Source organism: Vreelandella sedimenti, assembly GCF_013416325.1.
In the GTDB taxonomy this organism is placed as follows: domain Bacteria; phylum Pseudomonadota; class Gammaproteobacteria; order Pseudomonadales; family Halomonadaceae; genus Vreelandella; species Vreelandella sedimenti.
The window spans coordinates 18463-35916 of sequence record NZ_JACCGK010000009.1 but is presented as its reverse complement, the minus strand read 5'-3'; the positions used below and the strand labels follow the sequence as shown (position 1 = coordinate 35916).

The 17454-nt window shown below is 55.9% G+C and carries 17 protein-coding genes; 8 read left to right on the top strand and 9 right to left on the bottom strand.

The features are described from left to right. The first annotated feature begins 19 nt into the window (after nt 1–19). Both deoD and cdd read left to right on the top strand, forming a co-directional pair. On the top strand, nt 20–745 hold the full coding sequence (gene deoD / locus HZU72_RS11290; protein WP_008957683.1) for a purine-nucleoside phosphorylase: 726 nt from the start codon (nt 20–22) through the stop codon (nt 743–745). 28 nt (nt 746–773) lie between these two features. Next, nucleotides 774–1181: a cytidine deaminase gene (gene cdd / locus HZU72_RS11285; protein WP_180091943.1), complete on the top strand. Its 408-nt coding sequence runs from the start codon at nt 774–776 to the stop codon at nt 1179–1181. Here cdd and HZU72_RS11280 read toward each other — a convergent pair. The 4 genes from HZU72_RS11280 to HZU72_RS11265 all read right to left on the bottom strand — a co-directional run bounded on the left by HZU72_RS11280 (nt 1178) and on the right by HZU72_RS11265 (nt 5392). Then, complete coding sequence (locus HZU72_RS11280; protein WP_180091941.1) at nt 1178–2167, bottom strand: LacI family DNA-binding transcriptional regulator; 990 nt, start codon at nt 2165–2167, stop codon at nt 1178–1180. The two genes, cdd and HZU72_RS11280, sit on opposite strands and share 4 nt — an antisense overlap. Before the next feature lie 72 nt (nt 2168–2239). Beyond that, nucleotides 2240–3511 carry an ABC transporter substrate-binding protein gene (locus tag HZU72_RS11275; RefSeq protein ID WP_371829542.1) on the bottom strand — a complete coding sequence of 424 codons (1272 nt, stop codon included), beginning with the start codon at nt 3509–3511 and terminating at the stop codon, nt 2240–2242. Nucleotides 3512–3566: 55 nt separating this feature from the next. After that, nucleotides 3567–4616 (bottom strand): Gfo/Idh/MocA family protein, encoded by a 1050-nt coding sequence (locus tag HZU72_RS11270; protein ID WP_180091939.1) that lies wholly within the window; start codon nt 4614–4616, stop codon nt 3567–3569. Then, complete coding sequence (locus tag HZU72_RS11265; RefSeq protein ID WP_180091937.1) at nt 4613–5392, bottom strand: ThuA domain-containing protein; 780 nt, start codon at nt 5390–5392, stop codon at nt 4613–4615. The genes HZU72_RS11270 and HZU72_RS11265 overlap by 4 nt, the downstream gene beginning before the upstream one ends. A gap of 289 nt (nt 5393–5681) precedes the next feature. Between HZU72_RS11265 and HZU72_RS11260 the strand changes: the two genes are divergently transcribed. Beyond that, nucleotides 5682–6806, top strand: coding sequence for an aminotransferase class V-fold PLP-dependent enzyme (locus HZU72_RS11260; protein WP_180091935.1), 1125 nt, complete (start codon nt 5682–5684; stop codon nt 6804–6806). 246 nt (nt 6807–7052) lie between these two features. Here HZU72_RS11260 and HZU72_RS11255 read toward each other — a convergent pair whose 3' ends face one another. Both HZU72_RS11255 and HZU72_RS11250 read right to left on the bottom strand, forming a co-directional pair. After that, nucleotides 7053–7742, bottom strand: coding sequence for a CBS domain-containing protein (locus HZU72_RS11255; RefSeq protein ID WP_180091933.1), 690 nt, complete (start codon nt 7740–7742; stop codon nt 7053–7055). A 165-nt stretch (nt 7743–7907) separates the two neighbouring features. Then, entirely contained in the window at nt 7908–9338 is a 1431-nt protein-coding gene (locus tag HZU72_RS11250; RefSeq protein ID WP_180091931.1) for a hypothetical protein, read from the bottom strand. Nucleotides 9339–9449: 111 nt separating this feature from the next. On the opposite strand from HZU72_RS11250, the gene HZU72_RS11245 reads away from it, so the two are divergent. After that, entirely contained in the window at nt 9450–10475 is a 1026-nt protein-coding gene (locus HZU72_RS11245; protein ID WP_180091930.1) for a J domain-containing protein, read from the top strand. Nucleotides 10476–10534: 59 nt separating this feature from the next. Further along, entirely contained in the window at nt 10535–10966 is a 432-nt protein-coding gene (locus HZU72_RS11240) for a hypothetical protein (RefSeq protein ID WP_180091928.1), read from the top strand. Here the strand turns inward: HZU72_RS11240 and HZU72_RS11235 are convergent. After that, nucleotides 10883–13417, bottom strand: a complete 2535-nt coding sequence (locus HZU72_RS11235; protein WP_180091926.1) for a mechanosensitive ion channel family protein — start codon at nt 13415–13417, stop codon at nt 10883–10885. The two genes, HZU72_RS11240 and HZU72_RS11235, sit on opposite strands and share 84 nt — an antisense overlap. A 127-nt stretch (nt 13418–13544) precedes the next feature. Here HZU72_RS11235 and HZU72_RS11230 point away from each other — a divergent pair, with 127 nt between their 5' ends. Both HZU72_RS11230 and HZU72_RS11225 read left to right on the top strand, forming a co-directional pair. After that, nucleotides 13545–14555 (top strand): amidoligase family protein, encoded by a 1011-nt coding sequence (locus HZU72_RS11230; protein WP_180091924.1) that lies wholly within the window; start codon nt 13545–13547, stop codon nt 14553–14555. 74 nt (nt 14556–14629) lie between these two features. Then, nucleotides 14630–15313 carry a gamma-glutamyl-gamma-aminobutyrate hydrolase family protein gene (locus tag HZU72_RS11225; protein ID WP_180091922.1) on the top strand — a complete coding sequence of 228 codons (684 nt, stop codon included), beginning with the start codon at nt 14630–14632 and terminating at the stop codon, nt 15311–15313. Here the strand turns inward: HZU72_RS11225 and tpx are convergent. After that, complete coding sequence (gene tpx / locus HZU72_RS11220) at nt 15310–15810, bottom strand: thiol peroxidase (RefSeq protein WP_180091920.1); 501 nt, start codon at nt 15808–15810, stop codon at nt 15310–15312. The two genes, HZU72_RS11225 and tpx, sit on opposite strands and share 4 nt — an antisense overlap. Before the next feature lie 135 nt (nt 15811–15945). Here tpx and HZU72_RS11215 point away from each other — a divergent pair, with 135 nt between their 5' ends. Beyond that, nucleotides 15946–16662, top strand: coding sequence for a glutamine amidotransferase (locus tag HZU72_RS11215; protein WP_180091918.1), 717 nt, complete (start codon nt 15946–15948; stop codon nt 16660–16662). A 24-nt stretch (nt 16663–16686) separates the two neighbouring features. On the opposite strand, the gene nfi is transcribed toward HZU72_RS11215, so the two are convergent. Continuing rightward, nucleotides 16687–17373, bottom strand: a complete 687-nt coding sequence (gene nfi, locus HZU72_RS11210) for a deoxyribonuclease V (protein WP_180091916.1) — start codon at nt 17371–17373, stop codon at nt 16687–16689. Nucleotides 17374–17454: the final 81 nt, after the last annotated feature.

Genomic DNA, 17454 nt, shown 5'->3' with positions numbered 1-17454 from the left:
CGCTTAAAGGAGACCTTTGATGGCAACCCCCCATATTAACGCTGCTCCCGGTGATTTTGCCGATACCGTCCTGATGCCCGGCGACCCGCTGCGCGCCAAATACATCGCCGATACTTACCTGGAGAACGTGCGTCAGGTCAACGACGTGCGCAATATGTTCGGCTACACCGGCACCTATAAAGGCCGCGAGATTTCCGTGATGGGCCACGGCATGGGCATTCCGTCGGTCTCCATCTACGCCAAAGAGCTAATCACCGACTACGGCGTTAAATCGCTGATTCGTGTGGGCTCCTGCGGCGCGGTGCGCGACGATGTCAACGTGCGCGATGTGGTGATCGGCATGGGTGCCAGCACCGATTCCAAAGTCAATCGCATGCGCTTTAACGACCACGACTTTGCTGCTATTGCCGACTTCGAACTGACCCAGCACGCGGTGGCTGCCGCCAAGGCCAAAAACGTGCCGGTCAAAGTGGGCAACATCTTCTCTGCAGACTTGTTCTACAACCCGCAAACCGAAATGGCTGAAATGCTCAAGCGCTACGGCATTGTCGGCGTCGAGATGGAAGCCGCTGGCCTTTACGGCGTCGCCGCTGAGTTTGGCGCCCGCGCCATGACTATCTGCACCGTGTCGGATCACATCCTGAAAGGCGACTCGCTCTCCAGCGCCGACCGTCAAACCACTTTCGACGACATGATGCTGATTGCACTGGACACAGTACTTCGCGACGACGCTGCCCGCGCTTAGTGCGTTGAAGCGGCCAAAAGGAAAAGTGATGGATCAAGTATCGGAAGAGATCGTTCAAAAGTTGTTCAACGCGCGAGCTAACGCCTATGTGCCCTACTCTAATCACCCGGTAGCGTCGGTGATGGTGACTCCCGATGGTCAGCAGTTTGCCGGCACCAACGTGGAGGTGGCGCACTACAAAGGCCTGTGTGCTGAAGCCTCGGCCATTTCCGCCATGGTGACCGCAGGCCAACGCCAGCTGAAGACCGTCTACGTTATGGGCCCAGCTGATCACCTGTGTACGCCCTGCGGCGATTGTCGTCAGCGAATCCGCGAGTTCGCTACGCCAGAGACTCAGATCAAGGTGCTTTCCGGCAGAGGAGAGCTGCTCAAAACCTACACCATGGAAGCACTACTGCCCGACGCCTTCGGCCCGGAACAGCTACCCCCGCGCTAACTCGTTTCCCGTAACACCAGCGCCACCGGCAGCGATACGTGCCGGGGCGCTTCTCCCGCCCTCGCTTCTACCAGTAGTGCCATGCTCGTCTCGGCTATCTCGGCAATATCCTGCCGTACGGTGGTGAGCCCAGTGGCGAGGGTGGGCAGGTCATCAAAGCCTGTCACCGCGACCTGAACAGGCACTTCAATCCCGCGGTCTTCCAGCGCGGCCACACAGCCCAATGCTAGTTCGTCGGTGGCGCATACCAGTGCATCAAAAGGCAGCGATTGAGTGCCCTCTTTGTCTAAATAGCGATTTAGATAGCGATAGCTGTTAAGAGAATCCGATGCAAAGCGGTGCGGTAGGCTGATCAAGCGTTCGGCAAGCCCCACCTCTGCCAATGCCCGCCGGTATCCTTCCAAACGGCTATGGGGACGCGGCACCTCTAGCTCACCACCCATAAAGGCCAGCCGTTGGCGACCCTGGGTAATGAGGTGGTGGGTCATCTCATACAGCCCCTGCCGATCGTCCGGGGCGACGGAAAAGCCCTCCCCAGCGTCACCTATGCGCACAAAAGGAATAGCAGTGGCCTTAAGCAGTGCCGGGCGCTCATCGTCTGGGGCTTCACCAAGCAAAATAGCCGCCCCCGCGCGTTCGGGTAATTCGGCGGTTTGCTGGTGATTAAAGAATACCGGTACCATACCCTGCTGATGAAGGGCCACGGTAAGGTGCTGGTAGAGCAAGATATAGTAAGGGCGCAGCTCGATATCCTGACGGCCGAGAGAGATGCCTACCACCGCCGTTTTACCGCTTATTAGCTGACGAGCCGCGGCGCTGGGTTGGTAGGCCACTTCTCGACTAATCGCCAAAATTTTCTCACGCAGGGCGTCACTGAGCCCTGGCTTGCCGTTCAGGGCCCGGCTAACCGAGGCAATCGATACCTCGGCTCGCCGGGCAATTTCTCGAATGGTGGCCGTTTGGGCGCTTTGTTTACTCTCTCTCACCGACTGTTTCTCGCCCTGTCTCTCACCTGGAAGGCGTCCAGTGTGCCGAAAAATGCCCGGCGTTGCGACAGACTACCAGCCACGACGCCCTAAACGGATAAGCTCGCTTTCCAGCTGCTGTAATGCCTGTCTGGGCTCAACGTCACCAGAAAGGACTTCGTGCACGCGGTTAAAAATAGCATTGGATACCCGCGGGTAGGCATCTCCGGTGATGCTGGCCGGGCGCGGCACGCCGTTCATTACGGTCTGATAAAGCTCGCCAATAAAGGGCTGAGCGGCCAAGACATCGTCGTCTTCATACAAGGCAGGCCGAGTGGGATTCCGCCCATACATAATCGCATGGGATTTCTGTTGCTCGGCAGCACTTAAATAGGCGACTAAATCAGCAGCAATTGCTGGGTGTTCTGAGTAGCGCGAAACAGCCCAGTTCCAGCCACCAAGCGTCGCGACAGACTGCCCATCAGGCCCACTGGGTAGCGGTGCCACCGCCAACTTGCCCTGAATCGGTGTGCCATCGGCTTGCCCTAGCGACCATGCGTAGGGCCAGTTGCGCATAAAAACTGCATTTCCTGCCTGGAAGACGCCTCGGGCTTCCTCTTCCATATAGTTACGCACGCCTTCGGGGCTAATATCACCGATCCACGAAGCGGCCAGGGTTAATGCGTTGACTGCATTGACATTATTTACCGTCACTTGCCCCTTTTCATCGATAAAGGTACCGCCTCCGTAGCTCGCTACCCACTCTAAAGCATTGGTGGTCAAGCCTTCATAGGCCCGCCCCTGAAATACAAACCCATGCATTCGCTGATTGCCAGCCTCACGCTCAGCGGTTTGAATCTGTCGCGCAGTGTCGGTCAGTGCTCGCCATGTTTGCGGCACTGCGGTGTCGTATTTGTCTAATAAATCGTGCCGGTAGTAAAGCAACCCCGCGTCGGTAAACCAGGGCAGTGCCACTAATTTTCCCTGCACGGTATTATTCGCCATTAAAGAGGGAATAAATCCTTCGGTGGCGCTGTCTGGCAGGTACTCATTTAAATCGACCAAGTGCTCGGCTAATAAGCCTGGCCAGACGATATCAACCATTAGCACATCGACATCTTGCGAGTGGCTGCCTAACAGCTGTTGGTACAGTGAGAGCTTCTCAGTGGGCGACGGCGGCGTGGTTACAACGTTAACCTGATGATCGTTCGCTTCTGCCCAGCGCTGTGCCAGCTCCGGGCAAAAATCTGCCTCACCGCCATCACCACAGGCAATAGTAATCTCGACGGCATCGGCGGGTAGCGCGAAAGGTAGCAAGGCCAGGCCCGCTAACATACATAGCGCTTTACGTGGGGTGTGGAACATGGCAATTCACCTCTATTTGTTATTGGTAGGTGGTTAAAGCGTTGTATCAATTGTTTTAGCGGACAATGGCTAAGCTTCGATCTTCCTGACTGGAGATAACACAGGCATCCAGAACGGTTTGGATCGCCGCGCCGCGGGCAAAGTCCGGCTGGTCGTTTTGACCACTGCGGATGCTTTCCACAAAACGCTGATAGATACTGGGTGTTGGTGGTGCCTTCACTGTGCTCCAGCGCGCCGGGTGAACATCATCGTCCAAACACACCTGCACGTCGTCTTTTGAGGCGTCTAAATCGACGCGAATAGCACCTTTATCGCCGTGTACGCTCAGGGTTAACGAGTTGTGGTGCCCGGTCGCCCAGCGGGTGGCTTGAATGGTGCCCTTGGCCCCATTGGCAAACGTCACTCGCATTAGCGCGGTATCGTTGGCATCCAACAAATAGTCACCAATCCGATTGTCTGGAGCCTTTTCAAAACAAGTCAGTTCGCAGTTAACGCGAGTAATATCGCCGACTGGAAAGCTGGCAAAATCGACAATGTGAACGCCCACATCGCCCAATACACCTTTGCTGCCATGGGCTTCCGAGAGCCGCCATAGCCACTGGCTCTCCTGATCCCAGCGCCCCCACTCATTGCTGACCAGCCAACTTTGCCGGTAGCTGGCATCTACGTGGCGAACCTGACCAATCGCCCCAGCGGTAGTCAGCGCACGAGCGTGCTGAATGGCTGGGGCATCGCGATAGCTAAAATTGACCATATTGATGACCTTGGCGGTCTGCGCCTCTTGGGCCATTTCATGCGCATCATCCGCATTCGTCGCCAGCGGCTTTTCGCACAGGATATGCTTACCTGCGGTGATCGCGGCCAGTGACGTGCGCTTATGAACACCATCTGGCGTGACGTTGCTAACGGCTTGGATATCCTCCCGCGCCAGCATAGCCTCTAGGTCGTCATACGCATCGGGGATACCATAACGGCCAGCAAAGTCGCGGGCCTTGGCCAGCTCCATATCGCACACCGCCACTACTTCCACCCCCTCGATCCGGCTAAAGTGCTTGGCGTGTTCACCCGCCATACTGCCAGCGCCAATAATCGCTAAACGGATCATTTGAAGCCCTCCTCGCCAGGTTTATGCAGCCCTTCACCTTTGATTTCCACCGGATTGGGTGCCTGATCGGCAGGAATATTGGGGCTGCTATCGATCCATCGGGAGCCTTCCGGGCGCGCCCATTTCACAGCGTTCTTCAGCACGGTTTTTACTTGTTCGTTGTAATAGATCGGATAGGTTTCGTGACCTGGGCGGAAGTAGAAAATCTTGCCGTTGCCACGCTTGTAGGTCAGCCCTGAACGGAATACCTCACCGCCCTCAAAGGCGCTGATAAAGATCACTTCATCTGGGTTTGGCACCGCAAACGGCTCACCGTACATTTCGGTATGCGGCAGTTCGATATAGTCGCCCAGGCCCTGAACGATAGGGTGACCAGGGTTAACGACCCACAGCCGCTCGCGCTCTCCCGCTTCCCGCCACTTGAGTGAGCAGGTCGTCCCCATTAGGCGCTTGAAGATTTTTGCGTAGTGCCCAGAGTGCAGCACAATTAGCCCCATTCCCTGCAACACGCGCGCCTGCACGCGATCGACGGTCTCTTCCAACACATCGCCGTGGGCAGCGTGGCCCCACCACAGCAGAACATCGGTATTTTCGAGAGTCTCTTCACTTAAACCCTGTTCGGGATCTTGTAGAGTGACCGCACGGGCATTGAGCCCTTCAGCTTCATTTAGCCCTTCGGTAATACAGTTATGCATACCATCAGGGTAAATTCTTGCTACAACTTCATTGGTTTGCTCGTGAACGTTTTCACCCCACACGGTGACGTTAATGGTCATATTTTCTCCTTAGCCATGGCGGCCTAACAGCGTCAAAGCAGCTTTAAGTGGCACCCAAGCTACAAAGTAAACGTTTACTCTAAATACGTAAACGTTTACCTACCTACATCTTTAGTCGCTACACCCACCTCGACTATGTAGGCCATCACTATTGGCATCGCGTCGAGGTTATCCGTATTCTGAAACGCCACCTCACGCTTTAGCGTGGCTAACGATGCGTGTTTAATTATTTGCTTCTAACAACAGGCTGTTCCTAACGACAGGCTGTTTCTAAAAACAGGAGAACGCCATGGCTGGATTACTACCCAACGTCGACCCCGACGGCTTGCTTGAATACTCGGTGGTCTACACAGACCGTTCGCTGAATCACATGTCACAGCAGTTTCAAGGTGTGATGCGGGATATTTCAGCCACGCTGAAAGAGGTGTATAACGCCCAAGCGGCCGTTATCGTGCCCGGTAGCGGCACCTTTGGTATGGAAGCGGTGGCGCGCCAGTTTGCCGTTGACCAGAAAACCTTGGTTATTCGCAACGGCTGGTTCAGTTACCGCTGGACGCAAATTATTGAGATGGGTCGCTTAACCGACCAGCACACGGTGCTTAAAGCACGGCGTCTGAATGCCGGTGACCCGCGTTCGCCTTTTCAGCCGGTTCCCATTGAGGAGGCCGTCGCGCAGATTCGTAGCGAAAAACCTGCCGTCGTGTTCGCCCCGCAAGTCGAAACCTCTGCGGGCTTGCTACTTCCGGATGACTATATTCAAGCGCTCGCCGAAGCCGCGCATGAGGTAGGTGGCCTGTTTGTGCTGGATGCCATTGCCGCGGGCACTCTGTGGGTGGATATGCAGGCACTCGGCATTGATGTGGTGGTAAGCGCGCCGCAAAAAGGCTGGAGCGGTTCGCCCTGCTGCGCCATGGTAATGCTCTCGGAACGTGCCACGCAGCGCTTAGGTGAGACCCAGAGCAACAGCTTTGCCTGCGATTTGGGCAAGTGGCACAGCATTATGCAGGCCTATGAAAATGGCGGGCACGCCTACCACGCCACCATGCCTACCGATGCACTGCGGCAATTACGGGACATTATGCAGGAGACCCGTGCTTACGGCTTTGCCAAGGTAAAAGAGGAGCAGCAGGCGATTGGCCGGAAAGTCCGCTCCATGCTTAACCGCCACGGTTTTGTGAGCGTTGCTGCAGAAGGTTTTGAAGCCCCAGGTGTGGTGGTGTGCTATAGCGACGATAGCGGCTTAGTGGGCAAACTTGCCCAGGCGGGCGTGCAAGTGGCGGGCGGCGTACCATTAATGTGCGATGAGGGCGACAACTTCCAAACCTTCCGCATTGGTTTGTTTGGCCTCGATAAACTGCACCACACAGAGCGCAGCGTGAACAGCTTAGAGCAGGCGATTAAAGCAGTGGTTTAAGGTAAAGAAGACACAGCCCGCTATTTTAGTAGCGGGCCAGATTAATGGCAAACCCATCAACACCTATTTGCTAAGGTCTGAACCAATCCGTAGCGGGGGTTATTCGACCAGGGCCGAAAAATGTTCCCGACAATTCCGGCATTTTCACCATCCATGGCGGTCAGATGACGAATTTAGCGTCCATGGATGGGTCTACAGCGCCCCCGCATAGAGTTGATCAGACCGTTGGGGATGCGCTGTAAAAGGCTACATATAGCCCACACCCCGCGGCATCATGCCCAGATGGTTTTCGACTTGAGTAACCCCTGGCACGTTTTCCGCAGCAACGGTTACCGCCTGCTTCTGTTCAAGGGATTCGACCAGTCCCCATACCTCCACAGCACCGCCATCCACAATCACGCTAATGCCTTCAACTTGTACCCCGGTATTATTCTCAACTTCTTTGAGAATAGCCTCACGAATTTGACGATCATCCGTGGGCGACTGGGTTGGCGCCACTGCAGCATTGGCGATACCTTGGAGCAAGTTAGCGCGGCTAACAATGCCCACTAACTTGCCATCACGTAGCACAGGCACCCGCTTGATATGATGTTTTTCCAGCATACGCGCAATGGTATGCAACGGCGTGTTCTCTTCGACGGTCATTGGATTCGGGGTCATGACCTCGTGGGCTTTACGACCATGGGACTTAACATAGTCGCCAGCATCCTTGCCGCCGGTAAACAGCGATAACCACCAGGAGTGCCCGTGGTCACTGTCACTTTTTACCCGTCGCATTAAATCACCTTCGCTGACAATGCCAATCACCCGCCGCTCACTATCTACGACAGGCACCGCACTAATACGGTGCTTGAGCAACAGTTGCGCAACTTCACGTACTTCAGCGTCTGGCCCCACACTCACCACTTTGGGCGTCATAATATCGATAGCTTGCATTGTACTCCTCCTTGCGCTCAACCTTTAAAGACTGAGCCGCAGATACATATTATCCTGCTTGTTCTTTGAGCCTAGTTCGCTGCTGAAGATTTGCCCATGCTGGCTAGCGATCTCAAAGAACGCATTGAGGCTGAGTTGACCTGGCGCAGTTTATTGGCACTTTAGTTATTCACTTTCCTTCACCACGCTGCTCTCTTCGACCTTCTCGACATCGACAATGCCCGAGCGGCTAACGACAACCTTCCAGCGGGCCAAGTAAGGAGTATCTTCACTGCCCGTCTCCCGAATCACTAAGTTAAACAGATGACGGCGCTCGACGCCCTCGCGAACCGCTTGGCCATCTTTTAAACGGTAGATGTGATGCTTGCCCTTACTCATTAGTCGCGTAAGCATGGAGATATCCAGATTGAGCGTTTCGCGGGTATGCTCGTAGCCGCTCAAAAAGCGCGTAGGCGACATACGTGAGCTTGAACGATAGTGCAGCACCACTTCTTCACGCTGGGCTACCGTACGGCGGCGCATCTGCTTGATATCATTGCCCAGCGATGCATAGCGCTTGTAGTCGAACCACTCCAACTGGCGGCCCACCACGGCGTTGCGTGTGGGGTCTAAATACTGGCGCCGCCACTTGGGACGGCCTTTACGCAGCCAGCGCCACAGGGTATTGCGCAAATCATCCTTAAACACTTCCCGCATGGCGTAGAGCAGCGCCATGGCTAATACGAACAGCGCGGTGATATCTCCCAAAGCATTACGCAACTGCAGCACGCCTAACGATACAAAGGCCATTACCACGGCAGTGGCAAGCGCTTTGACCGCTTTTTGCTCGCCGCCACCCAGTTCCAATGCCTCTTGTTTCAGGGTAATCGGGTGCTCAATCAGGCGCCGCAACAAGCGCATTTTATTCGACATCCGCGTGGGGTCGGCCATCACCCGCTCGGCGTTGTACTGCTGTTCGCGGCGATACTCGCCCTCCCGGTGGCACACGCTAATAAAACGTCGGCGAATATCGGTAAACTCTCCGCCGCGGGGCATGTGTGCCACCAGCGCCAGCAGCTGTTGCTCGGTAAACCAGGAGAGGTAGTTATCGATATTGGCAAAGTACTTATATAAACTTTCGTCATCGGGCTGGTGGCGACGCAGCCGCTTGAGAATACCGTCGCTCAAGTCGATCATCTCATGCAGTTGGTCACGTAGGGCAACGGCACTCTCTTGCACCTCACTGTTCTCTTCGCGCTCCTCTTGGCGAGCATGGCGCAGCTTATTGGCACTCACCAACATTGATCGAGTAGTGCGCTCCATCGCTTCCACGTATTGATAGGCGTAGAGACTCAAGCTCAACCGATACGAGTCACTGCCGAGCCGATTACGGCTGGCCAGCCGACTGTGCACCAGCGGTAAGAGATACTCGTCACTGTAGTAGGTGCGCGAGACATTGATAGCGGCATGATAAAAGGCTTCTTCTGAGATAAGCTGGGTGCTTAATCCCAAATCGCCAGGCACAAAAAGATAGACGTCGAGGTTATGCGATGTCTCTTCCTTGAGCCGCCGGGTAAGACGCAGCTGAAAGCTGTTTTTACGCTCAACGTTGATCAACTCATCAATCTCCTACTCCTTTGCCTAACGCGATGATATACCATGGCTACTTGATCATGGTGCTGCCTAAAGCCACCCCTCTGCTCACCTCTTCACCTATGGAGCTAGGAAATGTCCATTGCCCGTTTTTCACCCTTTGAGCTGCTGCTATTAAAGAGCCGTAGCCAAGTGGATACGGCAACCCTGCTGCTGTTGGCCTGGGTGCTGGTGCACCGTCAACACGTTTCAGAGGGGCAGCGGCGCCGTCGCCTGGCTCAGGTGACCGCACAGTTTCGCCACGGGCATGAGCTGGGGCCAGTAATGAGTATTGCCCGTAGCCAAGACTTGCAAGCGATCCAACTAGCTGCCGAGGTGGTTCGCAAAGAATGCGGCACAGAACGCAGCCTGAGCGTTATTCATCAAGCAATTACCGTCGCCACTGACGACGGCGAGCTGTCCCTGGCCAACCACTATATTTTGCGCTTTTTGGCCGACCTGCTAAGTATCGCACCAATGACCTTGAATACTCTGTTTAAAGAGCTCACCGGCACACCGCTTGCCATTCCCGAAGACCCCAGCCGTGATGCTTACTGGCAGGCGCACGACCCAGATTATCATGCCCGAAAAGCACGCGAAGCCGAGGCCGCCGAGCAGTACCACCAACAGGCCAACGCTCGGGCCGAACAGCAGCAACAACAGAAAGAGCGACGCCACCAGCAGAAGCAACAAAAACAGCAGGAGAAACAGCAGCGTCAGGAGCAGGCTCGCCAAGCCCGCGAACAGGAACAGCAGCGCCAGCGTGACCAGACGCGCCAACAGGAGCAGGAGCGGCAACAGCAACAACAGCAGCGCGAACAGGCCGAGCGCGAACGGCGCCGCTCGCGCGATCACTCTTCCCAGCAACGCTCTCGCCAGCAAGATTCTCGTCGCCAGCAGCGCGCCTCACCGCCACCGCCCGACCGCACCACACGGGCGCTTTCGGTGCTGGGACTTACCCCAGGTGCCACCCGGGTAGAGGTTCGCCACGCCTATCGACGGATGGCGCAGCTCCACCATCCAGACCGCTTCTATTCGGAAAGTGAACAACAGGTCGCCTTGGCCTCAGCGCGGTTTCAGCGTATTAAAAACGCCTATGATTATTTGATGCAAACTTACTAAGACCATGTAACGCTAGACGTTTCGCAGGATGCGCTGGCCCATGAGAATAAATTGACCCTATGCGCGATTTGTACCAGCGCCTCGCGGTTTCCCCCGAGGCCAACGAACAAGAAATCAGTCAAGCCGTGGCTAGCTGCCAACATAGCGCGCTACGCCAGGATGCCGAGGCGGTGTTCGCGGTTGCCGAACGCCGCGAAACCTACGACACGCTGCACGACACCGTCAGCGATATCGGTAGGCTACGAGCGCGCCTGGGGCTTAGCCACGGCGCCCACTGGCAGGGCGATGTCGCCAACGATTTTTCGCTGCCGCCGGATCACGCCATTTCCCGTCACGACGAACTGGTCGACCGCGTTAGCCACGCGGTCTCGTTGTACAACCGTTGGCGCCGCTGGCGGGGACCGTGGCTACTCATCGCCGTGTTCGCCGCCGGGGCTGGCATAGGAATCGCTCTGGGGCTTGCCCTGTGCCTGGGGCTTTTGCCGATGTGACGCAGCACGATTAGTCGTATTATCGTGCTTGCGCGCCTGCTCATCCTGGCGAATCTCAGCTTTTGTCGGGCGCGGCGCGGGCTTCGGAGGTGCCGGTTTCTTATGCTCCTGTGAATTGACGTCACTTGCTTGCGTCTCTTCATGCTTGCCTTGTTCTCTCTCAGGCGGAGTGTTTTCTTGCACGGCTTGTTCTTGCGAGCCCTCTTCTAAAGAGAATAAAGTACCCGCGGTCGCCTCCATGCGGTCTTCGGAGCGCGCTTCCATACTGACACTGAGGCGCGGCACGCCCAGGTCAATTTCTTGCTCTTCCATACGCTGTTTTAGCAGTAGATTAAACGCCCGAGAGACATCCCACTGCATCTCCGGCGCAGTGCGAAAGCGCATGCGTAAAATGGGGCAGCCATCTTCAAAGCCCTGGACACCCTGCATCTCCAGCGGCGACCAAATGTAGTGGCGCATCATCGGATCACGGCGCAGTTCCTGGGCAGTCTCCTGCATCAGGGTAATCGCATCGTCGATTTTCATATCAAACGGAATGCGTATTCGCATCAGCGCGATGCCGAACTGGCGGGACATGTTATGAATCGACTCAATGCGGCTAAAGGTGATGATGTGCACAATGCCATCCAAATCGCGTAGCCGCACAGTTCGCAGCGTCAGCCCCTCGACCGTGCCCATATGGTTATTGATCTGCACGAAGTCATCGACCGCTAACGAATCTTCGATCAAGATAAAAATACCGGTAATCAAATCCTGCACTAACGTTTGCGCACCAAAACCGATCGCCAGACCGATCACACCGGCACCCGCCAGCAGCGGTGTGACGTTGACACCCAAATTAGCCAACCCGGCGATAACGGCAATAATCAGAATGGTTACAAAGATGACGTTGCGGATCATCGGCGTGATGGTTTGCGCCCGGGCCTGATTGACCCGCCGCCCGCGTGAACGGGCTGACGATGTTAGTGCTCGCTGAATGGCGGTATCGGCAAAAATCCACACCAGCCACGCCAACAACACTGTGGCGCCAAGACTGACTAGCGCTTGCCCAATGCGGGCACTAGCGACTGCTTGCTGGCCCAGGCCAAAGAACGAACTGCCCCACACTTGCATCGAGAGTTCGGCAAACACCATCCATGCGAAAATATGGGCGAGAACAAAGCCGAAACGCTCTAAGCGTTTGCGATATTGGCTCTGACGATGACGGTGACGGCGCTTACCCATCCGCTCCGCTTGGCGGCGCAGCAGCCCGGTCACTACCAGTGTAAGTACCAACAGACTGGCGGAGATAATTGAGCGCGCCAGCGCAGTGCCCACATCGCCCACGGTAATAAAAATCGCCAGTAGTGAACCACTCACCAGCAGCAGCGCGGGTATGTGCCATAGCCCCCCCAGGGAGCGAATCATTTCGACCGCGGTGCTGGCGTCACGCCGCTGCTTGAAGGGCCGGTTGCAAATCAGGTGGCGCACGGGCCGTTTAAACTTGAGAATAAACCGCGCTGCAAGCAACGCCGCGAGCATATTGGAAAGAACAGAGGCTAGGCTCGACAGTTCGCTACCCAGCATTTCAACGAGACGAGTGGAGTTGACCGCATCGCCAAGCGCAATCAAAGCACCAATCACAAACAGGCCACGCAGGGCATGCTGCTGAAGCAGTTGAACCGCAGTAAAACGGTGACCGCGGCTAAAGAACGCGATGACCGTTTCAAACACCACCGATAGTGCCCGGCCACACAGGCAGATATAGGCCACTACCAATACCAGCGTACGCCCAGGGCTATCGGGCAGCACCTGGCCAATCCCCAAGGTAATGGCAAACGACAGTGTCCAGGGCAGCATGCGGCGCAAAAAGTGCACTGCCATCAGCCAACCCTTGGGGTCTCGAGGCAGATCCAACGGCCACTCACGCCGGGTAGCGATCAGGCGCCCAAAGGCAATCATCAGCACCAACAGCACGCCCCAAACCAAGGCCAGCACCGCCCCTTCGGCAACCGCTCGAATCGCCTCCCCCTGGTCGGCATCATCGTTAAGCGCGCGCAAATCATCTACACCCTGAACCAACTGGCGTGACCACTGATCAACTGGCGAGTCGCCTGACTGGGCCTGATCGCCAAGGTCACTTAACGTATCGGCGAGTGCGCCGAGCAGTCCTTGATGCACCACGCCATCGTCTTCACTAGCAGCGCCAGCGGTGACCTGCAACTCGCGTAGCGATTTAAGCAACTCCGTGCGTCGCTCTTCGTTTTCAAGCATGGTGATGACGTCAGTGAGCGACTTCTGAAACTCTTCACCGCTAACGTTAGCACTTTCCTCTTCGGAACCGCTGCTCAGACCGGGCAGCGACACCGTTTGCGCCTGGGCCTGAGTGATTGCCATGCTCGTCATTGCTAGGCTTGCCAATACAAACAAGACAAAACCTATTAACGAATTGATTAACCAGTGCTGTCGCACGCCTTACTCCTGAAAATTAGCTTAGATGGCGTCCTGCTTATCATTTGCCGCCGCTATTAATACGCTCAGTCTCAACGCGTGACTATGATAGGCTGAAGACTTAAACGTTCACCTCAAGGACGCCGAGATGACGCTACAAGCTCCACCTAACCGCTTAAACAGCCAGGGGAAAATCCGGCAAGTTGGTATTGAAATCGAATTCGCTGGCCTGCCGCCCCGAGACACTGCAATGATCGTACGTGAGCTGTTTGGCGGGGAGCTTAACGTGGTAAGCCCCCATCGGCTACTCGTTGAGGATACACGCTGGGGCGAATTTGGTATCGAGCTCGACACCCAGTACGCGCATCCCGACAAATCGCTGGTCGACGACCCTCACCCAGAAGATAGCGAGTGGGCACGTCATCAGCATCAGCGCCGAGTCGAGTTCCATCAAAAAACCCGCGAGCTGATTGGCGACATGGTCACAGGCCTAGTGCCTACCGAAATCGTTTGCCCACCGATACCTTGGAATGAGCTGGAAGATTTAGACGCGCTGTTCGAGACACTACGCGAGCATGGCGCTAAGGGCACCGATGCCAGCCTGATGTATGGGTTTGGCTTACACCTAAACCCTGAAGCGGAGCGTTTCGATGTTGACTACTTGCTAGCCATGCTGCGTGCGTACCTGCTGCTGGCTGGCTGGCTGCGCGACGAAATTAAAGTCGATATTACCCGTGAGATGCTGCCCCACGCGAATCCATTCCACAAAGCCTATGCGTTAAAAATACTGGATAGCCGCTATTCGCCTGACCTCGACACGCTGATTGACGACTACTTGCACCATAATCCCACGCGCAATCGCGAGCTGGATATGCTGCCGCTATTTGCCTATTTACGCCCCGACCACTCTCATGAATTGCTGCATACGCAGCTTACCAAGCCGCGCCCCACCTTTCACTACCGCTTACCCAACGCTCAGCTTTCCCAGCCGGGATGGGGCTCAGTGACCGAGTGGAATCGCTGGGTGGAAGTTGAGAAACTTGCCGCTAATTCTGAGGTGTTACTCGCTCGCTGCGCTGAGTATATCGCCGACCATAACCGACCGATGCTGACCCGCGTAAAAGAAAAACTAGTTCGTTTGCTTCGCCGCGAACACTGATTGAGTTGTAGAGCCCAGCTATATAAAACCCGTTTAGCATTCTTCATTTCCTGTCACAGTGAGTAACTATCCGCATGACTCGGCCGCTTATCGGAATTACTACCTCTGACCAAAAAAGCCACTTAGCGTGGTGGTTTGATTGGTTCGCCGTCTGGCGGCATGGCGGAAAGCCGTTGCGGTTATCACCTTCGCGCCCGCAGCCGGAAAGCCTGGACGGCTTGATCATTGGCGGGGGCGACGATATTCAGGCCCACCTCTACGGTGGCGAAGTGCAATTAGATGTTCGTTTAGACCCTGCAAGGGATGAGTTGGAGCTAGCCCTACTTGAACGTTTTATTCCGCTGCATACACCGGTGCTGGGTATTTGCCGAGGGGCACAATTAATCAACGTGCATCTTGGCGGCACCCTGGATCCTGATATCTACACCACCCATGAAGGGCTAAAACGGCGACGCACCGTTCTGCCGCGCAAAACCGTTGATATCGTGGGGGCAAGTAAGTTGCACCGCCTGCTAGGGGTTACCTGGTGTCGGGTTAACAGCCTGCATCATCAGGCCGTTTACCAGGCGGGCAGAGGAATTGAAATCGTTGCACGCGACCGGGATGGCTTGGTGCAGGGCATTGAGTCACAGGAGCACGACTTCTTGATTGGCGTGCAGTGGCACCCGGAGTGGTTGATTTTCAATCGCCCTCAGCAACGCTTGATTCGCGCGCTGGTGAGGGCGTCAGAGCGGCATACTAAACGACATACGAGTTAGCTCAGCACCGCCAAGGCAGCCTCATAATCAGGCTCGTTCTTCAACTCGCTCACCAGCTCGCTGTGCAGCACGCGGTTATCGGCATCCAGTACGACGACTGCACGGGCGCAAAGGCCTTCCATGGGGTTGTTGCACAGCGCTACGCCCCAGGCTTCGCGAAACTCGGGGTGGCGGAAAGTAGACAGCGTTTCTACGTTATCCAATCCTTCCGCGCCACAAAAGCGTTTGGCTGCAAAGGGTAAATCCGCTGAGACGACCAATACCACGGTGTCGGCAAGGTTAGACGCCAGCTCGTTAAAGTGACGCGTAGACATAGCACAGGTGGGCGTATCCACACTGGGGATGATATTGAGCACTTTACGCTTTCCTGCGTACGTAGCGAGCGTAACGTCTTGCAGATCGGTGTTGGTCAGCGTCATCGCCGGTGCCGCCTGCCCTTTTGCAGGCAGTGTGCCAGCCACATCCAGCGGTTCGCCTGCGCGGGTAATCTGTTGCATTATTGTCTCCTTATGACGTTAATAATTAATGCGTTCTTACCATCTGAGAAGCCATGGTAGGCTATCTTCACGCCTTTGCGCTCTTCCTGAAAGACCTTTTTCAATGTTTACGTTTCATCATACCGAGGGAGTGATATGGCCTGTGTATTGATCGTTAAAACCGGCGACGCTTTTCCGGAAGTTGTCGACCAGCATGGTGATTTTGAAACGCTATTTATAAAGCAGCTTAGCACTGCGCTGCCCGCGCATTTAGAACTACAGGTGTGGGATGCAACCCGCCAACCCAGCGCTCCTGAACTTAATACACTCGCATGTATTGTGATTACAGGTTCGCACAGTATGGTCAGCGAGGCCGACCCCTGGAGCGAAGCACTGAAGCCGTGGCTGCAGGAGGCACTGGCAAACGACATTCCCATGCTAGGCGTTTGCTATGGTCACCAGTTAATGGCTGCCGCTTTTGGAGGCGTGAGTGACTACCACCCGGCTGGCCGCGAGTCGGGCACGCGCACCGTGCGACTCACCCAAGCGGGCCAGCAAGACCCGCTGTTTAGCCAACTACCGGAAAGCTTTGCCGCCCACCTGACCCATGCCCAGTCGGTGATGCAGGCACCTCAAGGCTGCACGGTGCTAGCTCATAACAGCCACGACGCCCACCAGGCGTTGCGCTACGGCCCGCGCCAGTGGAGCGTGCAGTTTCACCCGGAATTTACGTCGCCGGTGATGCGCGCCTACCTTGAACGCCAACGAGCCGCCCTACGCGACCAAGGCGAAGAGCCCGACACCCTGTTGGCGAATACTACTGACTGCCACGAGGCCTCCAGCCTACTGCGACGTTTTTTGGCGTTTGTATAGCCCTTAGCCCTTGGCAATCGAAGGCTACTTGCGCTGATCACGCCGCGAGGCCAGTCGATCTGCTAGCCGTGTTGGCTCAGGTAGCTTGGTACGCCCTAAGCAGCGCAACACCCAGGTCAGCGAAGTTTCTAAAGTGATCCGGTGGCCTGGTGATATATACACGGGTTTGACCTTGGTGCGGGAGCGCAAAACGGCACCAATGGTTTCCTGCCCCGCGTAGAGCGGCACCCAGTCGCCGCGATGCTCGCCCACTTCAGCGTGTTGGCCATATAGGCGCGACTTGGCAATACCAATGGTGGGCAAATCCAGCCATAGCCCCAAGTGAGCCGCCACGCCTAACCGGCGTGGGTGTGCAATTCCCTGACCGTCGACCATCACTAGTTCTGGCATCACGCTGAGTTTTTCAAACGCGCCTAGCGCGGCGGGGATTTCTCGAAATGAAAGCAAACCGGGGATGTACGGCATGCGGGTGGGCTCACGATGAACCACCTGTTCTACCACGCTTAAATCGGGTGCGGTGGCAGGATCCCATTTCAATACCACCACCGCTGCCCGAGTGATTTCGCCACCCTCTTCGAACCCAATATCCACCCCAGCGATATGCGTTATCGGCGCTAGGCGATCAGTAAGTTCCAAGCGCTTGGCCAGCTGCGACTGCAGCACCCTCGCCTCTCGCGGAGCCAAACTCCATTCGTGTAGTGGTGATAACATAGCTTCCTCCTTGAAGTGGTGAATGGTGAATGGTGAATGGTGAATGGTGAATGGTGAATGGTGAATGGTGAATGGTGAATG

Excerpts from the sequence above, each read along its gene's own strand:
- HZU72_RS11225 (WP_180091922.1), top strand. The coding sequence starts at position 14,630 with ATGACTCGGCCGCTTATCGGAATTACTACCTCTGACCAAAAAAGCCAC.
- HZU72_RS11245 (WP_180091930.1), top strand. The coding sequence starts at position 9,450 with ATGTCCATTGCCCGTTTTTCACCCTTTGAGCTGCTGCTATTAAAGAGC.
- tpx (WP_180091920.1), bottom strand. The coding sequence starts at position 15,810 with ATGCAACAGATTACCCGCGCAGGCGAACCGCTGGATGTGGCTGGCACA.
- deoD (WP_008957683.1), top strand. The coding sequence starts at position 20 with ATGGCAACCCCCCATATTAACGCTGCTCCCGGTGATTTTGCCGATACC.
- HZU72_RS11265 (WP_180091937.1), bottom strand. The coding sequence starts at position 5,392 with ATGACCATTAACGTCACCGTGTGGGGTGAAAACGTTCACGAGCAAACC.
- HZU72_RS11260 (WP_180091935.1), top strand. The coding sequence starts at position 5,682 with ATGGCTGGATTACTACCCAACGTCGACCCCGACGGCTTGCTTGAATAC.
- HZU72_RS11275 (WP_371829542.1), bottom strand. The coding sequence starts at position 3,511 with ATGTTCCACACCCCACGTAAAGCGCTATGTATGTTAGCGGGCCTGGCC.
- HZU72_RS11230 (WP_180091924.1), top strand. The coding sequence starts at position 13,545 with ATGACGCTACAAGCTCCACCTAACCGCTTAAACAGCCAGGGGAAAATC.
- cdd (WP_180091943.1), top strand. The coding sequence starts at position 774 with ATGGATCAAGTATCGGAAGAGATCGTTCAAAAGTTGTTCAACGCGCGA.
- HZU72_RS11240 (WP_180091928.1), top strand. The coding sequence starts at position 10,535 with ATGCGCGATTTGTACCAGCGCCTCGCGGTTTCCCCCGAGGCCAACGAA.
- HZU72_RS11215 (WP_180091918.1), top strand. The coding sequence starts at position 15,946 with ATGGCCTGTGTATTGATCGTTAAAACCGGCGACGCTTTTCCGGAAGTT.
- HZU72_RS11255 (WP_180091933.1), bottom strand. The coding sequence starts at position 7,742 with ATGCAAGCTATCGATATTATGACGCCCAAAGTGGTGAGTGTGGGGCCA.
- nfi (WP_180091916.1), bottom strand. The coding sequence starts at position 17,373 with ATGTTATCACCACTACACGAATGGAGTTTGGCTCCGCGAGAGGCGAGG.
- HZU72_RS11270 (WP_180091939.1), bottom strand. The coding sequence starts at position 4,616 with ATGATCCGTTTAGCGATTATTGGCGCTGGCAGTATGGCGGGTGAACAC.